We start from the raw sequence: 13,106 nt of genomic DNA, 5'->3' as shown, positions 1-13,106 counted from the left end.
GGGTCAGTCCTCTCCAGTGAAATCGAGCTGAAGTTCGCCACTGGGCGCGGCGTTGCGCGACTCGGCGACGATGTCGTTCCACGCCGTGCCGAGCGCGTTGAACGCGACGGCGGTGGCGGTCTGCTTGCGGTCCTCGGCGATGGCGAACAGCAGGAACGCGAGTTCCTTGCACAGGTCGCGGTCGATGGACGCGGGGACGGCCGCCAACAGCTGCGCGGCGGCGGGCAGGCCCTTAGATGTGAGTGCGAGGGAGGCGTGCATGACGACTTCCCAGGTGCTGATTTGCTCGTCGGTGGCCGGGTCATAGAGCTTGTCCCCGTAGACCTCGTCGAGGGACTCGGGGGAGTACAAGTTGACCTTGCCCGCGCGGCTGCTGAGGATCCCGGACCGCTCCAGGTGGTCGATCGAGGCGTTGCGGGCGCGGGCGAGGTTATCGGCGTCGCCGAATGCCCCGGAATCGAAACCATGCTGACGGAACCAGGCGATGGCAAAGCGGGTCTCGCCGTCGAAGTCGCCCTCTTGCGCGCTGAGGACGTCGTCGAGGATCTCGTTGATCCGTGCGAGCGCGGCGCGCACGGTCATCTTGGTGCCGTCGTCGTTGAGGATGCCGGAGTAGCGGGAGAAGACCGCCATGCCGGGTCCGATTGCGGCTTGGGGTAGGTCGACGGGGGCGATAGCGCCTTGTTGGAGTTCCTTGAGCTTGGTCGGCAACTCGTCCTTGAGTGCGTTAATGAAGCCGCGGCGGTCGGTGGTGGGCGCATCAACAGGACGAGGGCGAAGAGCGAGGACGATTGAGGAGGCGAGGGCGTTAGTTCCGGATCCGATCATGCGGTTGCTGAGTTCGCTTCGGATAGGCCAGGTTGCGGTGATCACCCAACCGGACTGAATCATTCCTTCAAGAAGGGTTTCCCAACCTGTAGAAGCCTGTCCACTGTCTGTCGTGTCTTGCTGTTTGAATGCGTAGTAGACGGTAATTGGAAAATCTGTTAAAGCGGAGTTGCGGGCGCGACGGAACACTTCTCGGAATCCATCTTCGAAAAACTTGTGTGCTCCCGCTTTGCCATTGTGTCGGTAGGGGTTAGCCACAAGTTCGTCAGCTTTTGGTACGAGCATTGAACTCATTAATTCGGGATAGACCGAGCGCAGAGATCGTCGAAGCCAGACATAGAAGTAATCAGAAAGGTCTGAGTAGCCAATGTTGTCGTAGTAGGGAGGGTCAGTTGAAATGAGGGCCTTCTGGCTCGCAGCGTCGATGGCATCGGCCTGCGTCGCGAAGGCTACGCCGGTGGCTGGTATCCGCTGAAGTGCCCGGCTCACCCACTGGAGGTCCTCAACGAAATCGCCTCCAGATCCACCCCAGGGGCTAGATTCAGCGAAGTCCCAGCTCATTGGAAGCGCTTGCCGGGCGAAGACGCTTCGAACGGCCTCCATTTTCGGGCTTGAATCCCACGAGCAGATTGTTGAGGATTTGTTGGTCATGCGGCTGATCGCGAAGCCAAGGTACGTAGTGACGGCATCGGCGTACGCGGCGGCTCCAACTCCACCTGTCTCGAGACCATAGCCGTATGGAATCCCGGTAGCGAGGGCGTCCGCTCGGATTTTCTCAAGGGCTTCAGATATTAGGTTGCTGAAGGTTGTGAGCGAGGTCAGCTGGCGTGGAGTAAATAAGTCGGCGAATGTCGTCATGCCATAATTTGGCGTTTTGAAATCACGAGGGTTCTTTGCGAGTTCACCATCAGGAACATTCGCTGGCCTCGCGATTTGTGCTGCAGCCTCATGCGCCGCGGTGGGCGCGAGGTAAATCCGCGTCCGTTTGCCCTCCGCCACAGTCGCCATCAGCTGGGATCCCATACGGCCTGATCGCCCCTCGGCGCGAATGTATTTCAGCTCCACTGCTGACTCGCATCCGATACAGATTGCTCCGGTGCGTCCGACGGTGCCATCAGTCTCCTTGGTGGGGGCGAGCGAAGTGTCGTCGCCAATCGAAAACTCGACCTTGCCGTCGACGACTGTAGGTACGACGTATGCCTCCTTGCCCTTCTTCTTGCCCAGCCACCACGACCGCACCAGCGGCATCCCCATCCCGCAGGCAGGGTTGGGGCAGGTGACAGTGCGCGCCCAGATCCACGCGATCACCGTCGCCTCCGAGCCGTCGGGCAACTTCGCCTTTGGGTACAGGTGCCCGATCCGCTTCTCGGCTTCGTCCCGCATCCACTGGCCGTATCGCCGGACATCCTCGGCGAGGCCGGTTGCACGAGGCCAGTCATTGATCTGAGACTCCGCGGCACCGGGGAACACGGGTGGCTGGCCAGCGAACTTCGGCGGGATCTCGATCAGCGCCTTGTTAATGAGCACTGCGACGGGGTTGAGGTCCGAGGCGTGCGCCTCGAGGCCGAGTCGCTGAGCCTCGAGCGGGATGGTGCCGCCGCCGGCGAAGGGGTCCACAATTGGCGGAGGACTGCCGTCGGTCGACTTAAGGATCTCCGCGTGGGCCTCGCTCAGTAGGGCCTCGTCATTGGAATTCTCCCAGACTACGAGCCGCTCGATGACGTCGTGGAGCCGCTTGCGCTCCGCGGTGACTGCCTCTTCGGTGGGGAAACGATCGGGGAACGATGACGGGTCATCGACGAGCTGCGCGAACAGGACTGCCCGGGCCGCGGCGAGCGGGCGGCGGGCCCACCACAAATGCAGCGTGGACGGGTGGCCGTGGCGGATGGACTTCTCGCGCGCGGACTCCTTGTTGATCTTCTCCAACGGCAACGCCACCTCGATCAACTTGCGTCGAGGTACAACGTATTGTGTGTCGTCAAGCATGGAGGTCCGATCGGTCAAGGCGCGATGCTGCAAGGAGGTGAGCACAACGTGTTGTGCTTTAGTTGATCATCGCAGACCGGTTGACCGGCATATCGTTGACCCGCAGCGGCGAGCGAGGACCACCTGCCGCGGGGTGACTACAGCACTCGCTCGCCAGACAGTTCGCGAATGACACACTTCCCGGAATCGATGTCAGACCCTTGATGTTCAATTCCGCTATGGAGGCACTACAGGCGGTGTTGACGGGGTTCGCGGTGGTCGGGGCATGGCTGTCCGCGCTCTTGGCCTGGAGGTCGGGCGCTCGGGCCACCGTGCAGCGCGAGGTGCAGGGGAAGCGTGAGGAGTGGTGGCGTCGGTTCCAGTGGTCGACGGAGTTGGCGCTAGATGAGCGGGAGAACAGAGCCCAGTCTGGAGCGGCGCTCTTGCGGGTGATTCGACGAAGTCCGCTGGCGGAGTATCCGGAGAGAGACGCAGTCCGCGCGGTGCTGGACAGTATGCTGGGCGAGACGCAGGCTGATGGTGCAGATTCCGCTAACACCGAGTACGTGCTGGACAGAACGGAGGGTGACGGTGAGCCGGAAAGTTAAGGTCACTCGATCTCAGGTCATGGCCGCCCAACTTCGGGTGGACATGGACATCGAGGACGGCCGTGAGACGCCCGAGTGGATCGTCAAGATCGCCAAGCTCGGGCAGGACGATGAGCGGGGCAGTGCGAGGGAGATGCCGCGCGCGGCGAGCTGATCCAGGGCAGGCTCACACCGGCCCCCTCACACGGGACCGCCGCCTGCCTTCCACATCTTCGGCCAACTGGCCTGCACTGTCGTTGCGGGGAAGCCGCCCATGTCGATCGACCGGAACGGGTCCACCAGGTACCGCAGCTGATCGTGCTCAGGCCCGTCCGGGCTTACCGAGACCATCACCAGCCGGTGGTTCTGCGCGATGTTCTTGCCGTACAGCATCTCGTTGTAGGTGATGAAGAAGTCCGCGGCACCGACGATCCGGCCCTTGACCTCGATGAAGATCGTCGAGCCGTCGGCGGCGGTGGAGCGGATGTCGAAGCCGGGATTCGAATGCGACATCTCCTCCGGCTCGCGGCCCAGGGCCCGCTCGGCGGCCAGCGCCGCGTCGACGGCCCGGCGGTCGGTCACCGCGGTGTCGCGGGCGAAGGACGCGGGCACCAGGGGCAATTCAGATGCCGGTACCAAATCGGAGCCAGGCGGGAACTCGGAATCGAGTGGGAGCATGCCCGCCGGGATGACGAGCGCCGCCCCTGCGATCGTCGGCGGCTTGGCCGCCAGCTGCGCCTCGGCGTCCAATAAGGCAACACGCTGATGCAGCCGCTGCTCCAGCTCGCGCGCCCGTGACTCCAGCCGATCCGGGCTCTGACCGCGCTTCTTGCCCTTGCCGGCATCGAGCTCCTCGCGCAGCCGGGTGGCCTCGCCGTCGAGGTAGTTCACCTGCGAGACGAGCCGCTGGCGGACGGCGGCGCGGGTCTTCTCCACCATTGGCAGCATCCGGCGGCGGACCTCGTCGAGGTGCGCGGGCTGGGCGTGGGTGATCGACCACGACGTCGCCAGTTGCTCCACGCCGCCCGCGAGCCAGGGCTGCGCCATGACCTCCTCAGCCACAGACTTCGCCGAGGCGGGCAGGGGCTCGGTGTCCAGGTACGGCGCGGGGCCGGAATCGGTGGCGGTGCCGTCCGGAGTGAGCGAGACGAAGGCGAACTGCTTGCTGACCGCAGTCCCCGTACCGTCGGTGATCTCCCCGGTGAGCGCCACGATGAGCCGGGGCTGCGCGCTGGAATCGTTGGGGGCGAACAACATTGAACCCGCCTCGAGGGTGCCGCGGTGGTTCTCGAGGGTCGTGTCGAGCACCGTGTCGATCAACGGATGCCCGGGCGCGAGCAGCTCGGCGCGCGCAGCCCCACTATCGACAGAACTGGGCTCGAACGTCACCCGTTGATATTTCGTGGTTAATGGCTGGAAGGCCCCCGGCCGCTGCCGGTTGCGCAGCGCCGCGGGCACATTGGAGATCTCGAAGCGCTGTCGCTCGCGCGGGGAGATGCGCCCACCGAGCCGGGTGAAGGCCTCGCGGAAGAACAGCTCGATGTAGTGGGGCTGGAGGCGTCGGGCATGGGCCTCGTCCATCTCGCGGCGCATCCGCGCCAGCTCGTGCGGGTCGAGGGATTCGCGGGCCAGCGCGCGCTCGGCCAGTAGATCCTCCAGACCATGCGCGACCTCGGCGTCCACCACGGCCTCGAGTTCGGCGGCGCGTGCGGGGTCGTCGCCGTAGCGGATCGCGTCCATCAGCAGGTCCCGCAGCGGCCGATCCTCAAACGCGTCGCCCAGCACGTCGAACAGGTTCCCGCCGTATGCGCGGCGCTGCTCCTCCATCTTCGCCAGCAGCCTGGTGAACACCTGGCCCTCCCGGGTGCCCTCAGCGACGAGGTTCCACAGCCGGCACACGTGCTCCTGACCGATACGGTGGATGCGGCCGAACCGCTGCTCCAGCCGATTGGGGTTCCACGGCAGATCGTAGTTGACCATCAGGTACGCGGCCTGCAGGTTCAGGCCCTCGCCCGCGGCGTCGGTGGCGACCAGGACCTGGGTGCCGGCATCGTGCGTGAATGCCTCGCGGATGCGGCGGCGCTCCTCGCGCGGAGTGCCGCCGTGGATGGTGACCACGGCCTCCTCGCGGCCGAGGACGTTGCGGATCTGGTCGGTCAGGTAATACAGCGTGTCCTTGTGCTCGGTGAACACGATGAGCTTGCGCGGGGCCCCGCTCTCGTCACGCAGCAGGTTCTTGTCCAGCAGCAGCGAGCGCAGCTCCGCCCACTTGCGGTCCTCGCCGGCGTCGCGCACCCGGGTCGCCAGCTCCACGAGGTTGCCGAGGAGCTTGATCTCCACGTCGAGCTCCGCGACGGTGCGCGACGCGGTGGCGGCGTCGACCACCTTCTCCTCGAGATCCTCGGCCTCGGCGGCGTCGAGCTCCTCGGGATCGTCGAGCTTGGCCCAGTCCAGGGCCTTCGGTGCCGCAACGGTGGGGTTGAGCATCTCGACCCTGTTGGCGCGCAGGCGCTCCCGCCGTCGCTCAAGAGAGCGCAGGATGGCGTGGGTGCTCGACGCGAGCCGACGCTGCAGGACGGTCAGCGCGAACCCGACGGTGCGGTTGCGGGGACCGTCGAGCGAGTCTGCGCGGTTCATCTCCTCGCGCACGTACTGGGTCACGGACTCGTAGAGGTCCAGCTCGCCGGGGGAGAGTGTGTACGGCACGGTCTCCGCGATCCGTTCCGGGAACAGCGGCCTGCCCTCGAACGTGAGCAGTTCCTCCTTGACCATGCGGCGCATCAGCCCGGTGGTGTCGGTGGAGTGCGCGCCCGCGCGGAAGCGGCCCTCGAACCGGTCCGGGTCCAGCAGCGCGAGGAAGGTCTGGAAGTTCTCCTCGCTGCCCGAGTGCGGGGTGGCGGTCATCAGCAGCAGGTGCCGGGCGATCCGCCCGAGCTGCTGGCCCAGCTCATAGCGCTTGGTCTTGCGCAGCTCGCCGCCCCACCAGCTGGCGGACATCCGGTGGGCCTCGTCGACGACGACCAGGTCCCACTCGCTGTGCTCGAGGTGCTCCAGTAGCTCCTCGTTGCGGGCGAGTTGGTCCATGCGGGCGATCAGCAGCGGGTGGCGCTGGAAGGGGTTGCCGTCGACGGCACCGGTGAACATCTCGCGGGAGAGCAGCTCCGCACGGATCCCGAACTTCGAGTCGAGCTCGTCCTGCCACTGCTCCACGAGCCCGCCGGGCGCGATGATGAGCATGCGCGTGAGGTCCCCGCGCAGCATCAGCTCTTTGGCGTAGAGCCCGGCCATGATGGTCTTGCCGGCGCCGGGATCGTCGGCCAGTAGGAATCGCAGCGGGGTGCGGGGGAGCAGCTCGCCGTAGACCGCGCGGATCTGGTGCGGCAGCGGGCGGACGTCGCTGGAGGAGACCGCGAGCATCGGGTCATGCAGGCCCGCCATCCGGATGCGCAGGGCCTCGGCAGCCAGGCGGAAATCGGCGGCGTCGGCGGTGAACCCCCAACGGCTCTGGGGGCTTTCGATGGCCAGCGCGGTCTCGTCGGCGCGGTAGAGCAGCCGCTCGCCGAGGACGCCGTCGGCCGTCTTGTAAGTGACAGTGGCGGCGTCTGAGCCGTGCCTGACGACGGCGAGGACCGCGACCGGCTCGGCGGCGATGCCGACCGCCCGGACACCGGACTCGAGGTCCTCCAGACGGGCGGGCAGGTTCGCGGCGTTGGGCTGCGGCATCACTCACACTCCTTGCACAACATGGTGTGCAGACAATAGCCCGCGGCTACGACAGCGTGATGGGGTGACGCGAACGGAGGCAGGCGAGCTCGATTGGCAGAGCTACGGACTCTCCTTCGCCAACCGTCTTCGCTGGCTCCGGAAGCACCGCAATCTCACCCAGGAACAGCTGGCGCACATGAGCGGAGTGCACCGCAACACGGTGTCGAACTTGGAGCGCAACGTCAGCCGCGACGACGGTTGCGGGGACCCGCACCTTTCCACCATTTTCGCGCTGGCCCAAACCCTGCGCGTGCCGCCGGAGATGCTAATCCCCGATGTCGGCGGGCAGGTGCAGCGTAGATCCCGCGAGACCGCCAACGACCTGTCCTGGACAGAGGTCGAGGTCGAGATGACCCGACGGCTGACCATCGGCGAGAAGCCCGAGATCACGCGCTAACAGGTTCGCGGCAGCAATTTCAGACGGGGCGTGGCTATCCGCGCTGTTGGCGTGGCGGTCGGGGGATCGGGCTACCGCGCAGCGGGAGGTCCAGGGCCGTCGCGAGGAATGGTGGCGATGTTTCCAGTGGGCGACTGAACTGGCACTGGATTCTCGAATGCAACATGCGGAGGTTGGGACGGTCGTTTTGAAGAGTGTCTCTCGGAGCGAACTCGCTGGTCGAGACGAGTTGGCCGCGATCTTGGAAGTGTTGGTGGCCGTATACGACCAGCCACTGGCGGCTGAGAGCGATCGGGGCAATACTGGTTTCGAACAAGGATGGGAGGAAACCGATGACTAAAGTCAAGGTAACTAAGGCGCAGGTGATCGCGGCTCAGCTGACCATCGAGATCAATGACAAGCTGGGACGCGAGACCCCGGACCAGATCGTGCGATTGGCAAACGCCACCAGGCGGGAGCGTCAGGACGCCGGAGCGGACTCCCCGCCGACCTCCCGCTGAGAATCTGCGTGGCCGGCCGGGATAATCACCCCGACCGGCCATCGTCCGGGCACCTCAAAGATGATGCGTCGTAGCGGATCAGCCCTGGTATGTGCCGGCCTGAGCGAGGGCGTTGGCTAGCGCGAAGTACTTGTTGGTGCCCATGTCCTTGATGGTCTTAATCCCGAGGTCCTTGAGGATCGTGTCGTGCTTCTCGGTCAGCCCGGCGAGAGCGGACGGCGGAGCCGCCAGCACCTCGTCCAGCGATTTGCCCTCATACGCTTTGTCTAGGACCTTCCCGAGTTCCATCGAAACTGACATCTCAGCGTCCTTTCATCGAGCACCGCCTCGGCATTTCCGAGCCGCTCTTCAGTGTGCCGAATAATGGCGTGGTGTGCAGTCGTTTCGGTTCAGGGCGCGACATCGCCCATGCCGGCGAAGCCATATCTCGCGTGCGGGCCGATCGCCGCAACCTCCAGCAGTCCCGTGCCATGCTGGTCGGCCCCGTGCTCGGTCAGGGTGAACCGCGCCAGGTTGTCCACCGGGCACATCATCTTCTTCCAGGGCTCGATCTCGTCGACCTTGTGGCGCAATCCCTGCACCACGAGGTCGCCCTGCCACATGCCATGGCGCCAATCTTGTTCCAGCCCATAGCCGGTTCCGACACCCAGATAGTGGGGGAGGACGGGATCACAGGCGACGATGATGCTGTAGTCGGGCTGGCCGACGGGGCCAGGACGGCGGAACGTCAGGGTGGCGGAGGCGACCTCGCGGGTGCCGGACTGGAAGACGAGCTCATGCTCCGGCCTGCCCAGCCACTCCGGCGGATGAGCCTTGTCCCGCCAGATGCGGGTGGCGTCCTCCACGATGCGCCGGCCCTCGGCGTCCTCCTGGATGATCATGCTGACCGAGAACTCCTCGAACTGCATGACGGCGTAGATCCAGAAGAAGTTCGCCCGCGCCGTCTCGGCGGGGTCGCCGCGGCGGCCGGGCGGCTCCGCCTCGCCGACGGGGCGCACGCCCCAGGAGCGGTCGCGGTTGCCGAGCCACGCGTCGGGGGTGACGGGCGTGGTGATGCCGTCGACGGTGAGCTCGCCGCTCCACGTGCCGGTCTGGACGAAGCGCTGCGTGTCGAACGTGACGCGCTCGAGTTGGCGGACGAAGTGGCGGGACTCCAACGCGGCGGGGATATTGGACTGGAAGGTCAGGTCGAAGGACAGGTTCGGGGCCTGCGCATTCGGGGCGAGCACGATGCGGAGCCGATGCAGGCCGTCGAGCACCTCGACCCGCAGCGGGCCCACATTCAGGTCCATCCGGTCGGATCCGAGCGCCTTGGACGCGCGGAAGACAATGTGGTCGTCTCCGCGGCGCAGCACCGCGAACGCGTCCATCACGCCAAGGTTGGGGTACTGGCCGAGCCCGATGATGAGGAACAGCGGGTCCTCGACCATGCCCGGCTGCGGATAGCAGTTGAAGTAGTAGCGGTCATAGAAGTTGCGGTCCGAGGTGCCGACGTGCCGGATGACCTCGGCGATCTGGTGCACAGGGAAGTCGTCAAGGGGCGAGAGCATCTCAGCCCACCTGCCTTTCAGCTAGTTCAGACCAATAGACGCCGTCGAGCATCTTCTCGAGGGTGGCGCGATGCAGGATCATGTCGTCTGGGTCGGCGGGCGCATCCGACTGGCCGAAGGCGATGGCGCGGCACTGGATTCGGAACATGATGATCGCGTGGCGCACTGCCGCGTACAGCGTGTAGAAGTCGAGGTTGCGGGGGGTATGGCCGGTGCGCTGCTCATACTGCGCCGCCACCTCCTCGCGCCGCAGGAAATCCGGCAGCCCGGGCAGGCCGGCGAGTGTGGTGAGGTCCTCGAAGAAGCGATGTAGAAAAATGGTCCAGGACAGGTCGAGCTCGCGCGTGCCAAGCGTGGCCATCTCCCAGTCGAGGACGCCCACCGGGGTGAAATCGCGATAGAGGATGTTCCCGATCCGCGCATCGCCCCAGCAGAACACGGCGGGGCCGGATTCCTCGGGCCAATGCGCCTCCAGCCAGTCGAAGCCGCGCTCGATCAACGCGGACTTGGGACCCGTCGCCGTGACCCACTCGTAGTAGGCGCGCTGGCTGGCCACATGGGCGCGCAGGGCGCTGGCTGCGGTGCTGGCGTCGTCGCTGGCCGAGAGCTGCGGGAACTTCGCGGCCGGGTCCTCGATGGCGTGTAGATCGGCGAGCACCTGGATCGACTGTGACTGCAGGCGGGCGCGCTGCGCCGGCGTCGCCTCGGTGAGCCAGGAGCCGAAATTGTACGGCAGGACATCGGGCGGCACATCGCCGTGGACCTGCTCCATGATGAAGAACGGATCGCCAAGGGGAGCGGGGGAGGGTTCGGACCAATACACGCGGGGCACCGGCACGGGGGAGCTTTCGCCGACGGTGCGCATGATGCGGAACTGCTGGTCTAAGTCGTAGTGCGGGAATATCGGCACAGCGGAGTCGCCGGGCGCGATCCGGGCAACGAGGCGATGCCGCGAGCGCACTCCGTCCTCGGTCCACTCCGCATCGAAAAGCACTGTCTCGCTGGACATCCCGTTGGCATCTGGAACGCGTACGTCGGTGACGGAGACGTCGCCGACGCCGCCGAGCTGTGCCGCGAGCCAGGTCTGGAGGCCGCGTCCGAGGGCGTCAGGGGCATGCCGGGAGTCGCTGGGGCGGGAGAACTCGCTGAAGTCCTCGGCCTGGCCTGTGGGTGGTGTGGTCAATGTCGTGTCCCCGCTGTCGTCGCGCTAGTCGATCCAGTATGTAACGGCTAGGGTAATAATGTAATACCGATCACACTAGAATGTAAGGGGTTCGTCCGAATGTCATCCGAGCCATCGGTGCACCGGCTAGGCCCGCAGCGCAATCCTGAGATCGATGTGGCGGTGCTTTCCGCGGCGCGGCGACTGCTCGTGGAGCGAGGCTTCGCCGGCACCTCGATCGAGGCGATCGCGCAGGCTGCGGGGGTGGGCCGGCCGGCGATCTACCGGCGGTGGCCCTCGAAGGCGCACCTCGTCCACGAGGCGATCTATCCGGTGCTGGACCAGCCCGCAGAATCCCACGTCGGGGTCCCCGAGCAGACCCGGACGCTGATCGACGGCGCGGTGGCGCTATTTGGCGATGCGGCGACGCGCGCGGCGGTGCCGGGCCTGATTAGCGAGACCCGGGCAGACCCGTTGCTGCGGGAGGCTCTGGTCACCCGGCAGTTGGACCCCATCCGTGCGGAGCTGGCCCGACGGGTGCTCGAGGGTGTCGACGCCGGGGTGCTGCGCGCTGGGGTGGACGCGGACGCGCTGCTGGACGTGATCGCCGGAGCGGCGATCTTCGCACTGTGCGTCCGCGACGAGCAGGACCCCGAGGCCCTGGCGGCAGCGATCGCTGACATCGTGCTCCATGGGATCCTGCCGCGCTGACCTGCTAGTTGACGACGCCGGACGAGCGCAGGGCGATGTAGACGATGCCGATGACGATCAGGGCGTAGAGGAGGATCATCACCACTTTCGCGACAGTCTCGCTAGTCGCCGGGAACATCGGGATCGTGGGGTGGGAGGCCTGGTACTCCGCCAGGGTCAGCGTGCGCACGGTGTGGGCTGAATCTGCAGATGCCATCGGACTGTCCTTTCGACCCTCAGGGAGGGGGCCGCCGGGGTACGACGGCCCTGCCGCTCCTGAAAACCTCGAGCATGATGCTCGATCCGATTCTAGCGCCGATCTCGGAAATTGGCGGCGGTGTGCGGCCGGGTGGGCAGCGCAAAAAGGAGCACCCCACGCGCGTCGCGCTGCGAGGTGCTCCTTAGGTTCTGCTGCGGGCTAGTTGTGGTACGGCTCCGCGCTGACCAGCGTCACCTTCACGACCTTGCCGCTGGGCACGCTGTACTCGCGGGTCTCGCCGACCGTCGCGCTGACGAGCGCTGCGCCGAGCGGTGAGCTGGGGGAGTAGACCTCGAGCTTGGCGCCCTCGGAGCCCTCCTCGCGAGTGGCGATGAGGAACGTCTCGGTGTCGGACTTGTCGCCGTCGTAGTAGACCTTGACGACCGAGCCGGGGAGGGCCACACCGGACTGGGTGGGGGCGACGCCGACATTCGCGCTGTTCAGCAGCTCCGAGAGCTGACGGATGCGGGCCTCCTGCTGGCCCTGCTCCTCGCGCGCCGCGTGGTAGCCGCCGTTCTCTTTGAGGTCGCCCTCTTCGCGGCGCTCATTGATCTCGGCGGCGAGGAGGGGGCGATTCGCAATCAAGCCGTCGAGCTCGCTCTTGAGTCGGTCGTATGACTCCTGTGTGAGCCAGGTCTCCTGCGTCTCGGTCATGCTGGTCGCTCCCTTGTGCTTGTGGCCGGGACTTGCGTCGGCCAAGTGGCAGTGAAATGTGAGTGGGCGGGTGATGCGCGGACAGCAAGACCGCACCTAACGCCCCCGTATTCGGTTGCCCTGAATGCAGTAATACACGACCCGTGCTGAGCCGTGTATTTTCCCATAGTAGCACTCTCGCCGCTGATCGCGACGCGAAGAAGTGCCGCAGCGCACTCCCCGCTGCGGCACCGCTCACCGGCTAGTTCGTCGAGAGGTACTCCGGGACAGTGTACGAGCAGCCGTACACATCGATGATGCCCGGCGGCAGCCCATTCAGCATGGTGGTGTTCATACCGGTGAACACCACCGTGGGGCTGGAGTCGCGGGGCGGGAAGTAGACCTCGCGACGGGCCACCTCGTCGCCGTCCCGGTTGCGGGCGCGGATGACGCAGACGGCCGCTTCCTCTGGAGTGTCACGGTTGAGAGAGATGTCGCCCTCGATCACCGTGTCGCTGGTGGCCTCGTAGCGGGTCACGTTGGACTCGAGATCGGTGGATCCGAAGATCTTGTACTGCGCGTACGTGACGCCGCCGCCGACGGCGAGCACAATCAGCACCAACACGACGAGGATGGACTTGCGAGTAGTCGGACTCAGTCGGGATTGCTCGTAGCGCGCGGACGTGCGCGAGGCGTCTTGGCTGTTCATCTCAGGAGACTTAGTACCATGATCAGCCAGTGTGACCCAGCTCCGGGTGGGCCTGGCGCTG

The 13,106-nt window shown here is 65.8% G+C and carries 13 protein-coding genes; 5 read left to right on the top strand and 8 right to left on the bottom strand.

What is annotated here, in order from left to right; all coding sequences use genetic code 11:
• Positions 1-3: 3 nt before the first annotated feature.
• The gene (locus TBIF_RS08980; protein WP_024794485.1) at positions 4-2,814 is read right to left on the bottom strand and encodes a DUF1156 domain-containing protein; all 2,811 of its coding nucleotides are present in this window, start codon (positions 2,812-2,814) and stop codon (positions 4-6) included.
• A 218-nt stretch (positions 2,815-3,032) separates the two neighbouring features.
• Between TBIF_RS08980 and TBIF_RS24440 the strand changes: the two genes are divergently transcribed.
• Both TBIF_RS24440 and TBIF_RS25670 read left to right on the top strand, forming a co-directional pair.
• Complete coding sequence (locus TBIF_RS24440) at positions 3,033-3,401, top strand: hypothetical protein (protein ID WP_148302214.1); 369 nt, start codon at positions 3,033-3,035, stop codon at positions 3,399-3,401.
• Complete coding sequence (locus tag TBIF_RS25670; RefSeq protein WP_158506329.1) at positions 3,385-3,555, top strand: hypothetical protein; 171 nt, start codon at positions 3,385-3,387, stop codon at positions 3,553-3,555. Before TBIF_RS24440 ends, TBIF_RS25670 begins: the two co-directional genes overlap by 17 nt.
• A 26-nt stretch (positions 3,556-3,581) precedes the next feature.
• Here TBIF_RS25670 and TBIF_RS08965 read toward each other — a convergent pair whose 3' ends face one another.
• A complete protein-coding gene (locus TBIF_RS08965) occupies positions 3,582-7,103 on the bottom strand; it encodes a helicase-related protein (protein ID WP_024794483.1) in 3,522 nt (1,173 codons plus the stop codon).
• A 64-nt stretch (positions 7,104-7,167) separates the two neighbouring features.
• On the opposite strand from TBIF_RS08965, the gene TBIF_RS08960 reads away from it, so the two are divergent.
• Positions 7,168-7,542, top strand: a complete 375-nt coding sequence (locus TBIF_RS08960) for a helix-turn-helix transcriptional regulator (protein ID WP_024794482.1) — start codon at positions 7,168-7,170, stop codon at positions 7,540-7,542.
• A 332-nt stretch (positions 7,543-7,874) separates the two neighbouring features.
• On the top strand, positions 7,875-8,042 hold the full coding sequence (locus TBIF_RS25665) for a hypothetical protein (RefSeq protein WP_158506328.1): 168 nt from the start codon (positions 7,875-7,877) through the stop codon (positions 8,040-8,042).
• Between the two features lie 78 nt (positions 8,043-8,120).
• Here TBIF_RS25665 and TBIF_RS08945 read toward each other — a convergent pair whose 3' ends face one another.
• The 3 genes from TBIF_RS08945 to TBIF_RS08935 all read right to left on the bottom strand — a co-directional run bounded on the left by TBIF_RS08945 (position 8,121) and on the right by TBIF_RS08935 (position 10,775).
• Entirely contained in the window at positions 8,121-8,342 is a 222-nt protein-coding gene (locus tag TBIF_RS08945) for a hypothetical protein (protein ID WP_024794480.1), read from the bottom strand.
• Between the two features lie 89 nt (positions 8,343-8,431).
• Positions 8,432-9,592: an Rv3169 family protein gene (locus tag TBIF_RS08940; RefSeq protein ID WP_024794479.1), complete on the bottom strand. Its 1,161-nt coding sequence runs from the start codon at positions 9,590-9,592 to the stop codon at positions 8,432-8,434.
• Between the two features lies 1 nt (position 9,593).
• Positions 9,594-10,775, bottom strand: coding sequence for a phosphotransferase family protein (locus TBIF_RS08935; RefSeq protein ID WP_024794478.1), 1,182 nt, complete (start codon positions 10,773-10,775; stop codon positions 9,594-9,596).
• A gap of 99 nt (positions 10,776-10,874) precedes the next feature.
• On the opposite strand from TBIF_RS08935, the gene TBIF_RS08930 reads away from it, so the two are divergent.
• Positions 10,875-11,465: a TetR/AcrR family transcriptional regulator gene (locus tag TBIF_RS08930; protein ID WP_024794477.1), complete on the top strand. Its 591-nt coding sequence runs from the start codon at positions 10,875-10,877 to the stop codon at positions 11,463-11,465.
• A 4-nt stretch (positions 11,466-11,469) separates the two neighbouring features.
• On the opposite strand, the gene TBIF_RS08925 is transcribed toward TBIF_RS08930, so the two are convergent.
• From TBIF_RS08925 to TBIF_RS08915, 3 genes are all read right to left on the bottom strand, one after another.
• Positions 11,470-11,661 (bottom strand): hypothetical protein, encoded by a 192-nt coding sequence (locus TBIF_RS08925; protein WP_024794476.1) that lies wholly within the window; start codon positions 11,659-11,661, stop codon positions 11,470-11,472.
• 201 nt (positions 11,662-11,862) lie between these two features.
• Positions 11,863-12,357 carry a transcription elongation factor GreA gene (greA, locus tag TBIF_RS08920; protein ID WP_024794475.1) on the bottom strand — a complete coding sequence of 165 codons (495 nt, stop codon included), beginning with the start codon at positions 12,355-12,357 and terminating at the stop codon, positions 11,863-11,865.
• A gap of 241 nt (positions 12,358-12,598) precedes the next feature.
• Entirely contained in the window at positions 12,599-13,045 is a 447-nt protein-coding gene (locus TBIF_RS08915) for a DUF4307 domain-containing protein (RefSeq protein WP_024794474.1), read from the bottom strand.
• Between the last annotated feature and the right edge of the window lie 61 nt (positions 13,046-13,106).

The organism is Tomitella biformata AHU 1821 (assembly GCF_000524475.1).
GTDB lineage: Bacteria > Actinomycetota > Actinomycetes > Mycobacteriales > Mycobacteriaceae > Tomitella > Tomitella biformata.
This window is presented reverse-complemented; position numbering and strand designations above follow the sequence as displayed.

Bases quoted from the DNA above. Each gene is read 5' to 3' on its own strand.
- TBIF_RS08980 (WP_024794485.1), bottom strand. From the start codon at position 2,814: ATGCTTGACGACACACAATACGTTGTACCTCGACGCAAGTTGATCGAG.
- TBIF_RS24440 (WP_148302214.1), top strand. From the start codon at position 3,033: ATGGAGGCACTACAGGCGGTGTTGACGGGGTTCGCGGTGGTCGGGGCA.
- TBIF_RS08965 (WP_024794483.1), bottom strand. From the start codon at position 7,103: ATGCCGCAGCCCAACGCCGCGAACCTGCCCGCCCGTCTGGAGGACCTC.
- TBIF_RS25665 (WP_158506328.1), top strand. From the start codon at position 7,875: ATGACTAAAGTCAAGGTAACTAAGGCGCAGGTGATCGCGGCTCAGCTG.
- TBIF_RS08945 (WP_024794480.1), bottom strand. From the start codon at position 8,342: ATGTCAGTTTCGATGGAACTCGGGAAGGTCCTAGACAAAGCGTATGAG.
- TBIF_RS08940 (WP_024794479.1), bottom strand. From the start codon at position 9,592: ATGCTCTCGCCCCTTGACGACTTCCCTGTGCACCAGATCGCCGAGGTC.
- TBIF_RS08930 (WP_024794477.1), top strand. From the start codon at position 10,875: ATGTCATCCGAGCCATCGGTGCACCGGCTAGGCCCGCAGCGCAATCCT.
- TBIF_RS08925 (WP_024794476.1), bottom strand. From the start codon at position 11,661: ATGGCATCTGCAGATTCAGCCCACACCGTGCGCACGCTGACCCTGGCG.
- greA (WP_024794475.1), bottom strand. From the start codon at position 12,357: ATGACCGAGACGCAGGAGACCTGGCTCACACAGGAGTCATACGACCGA.
- TBIF_RS08915 (WP_024794474.1), bottom strand. From the start codon at position 13,045: ATGAACAGCCAAGACGCCTCGCGCACGTCCGCGCGCTACGAGCAATCC.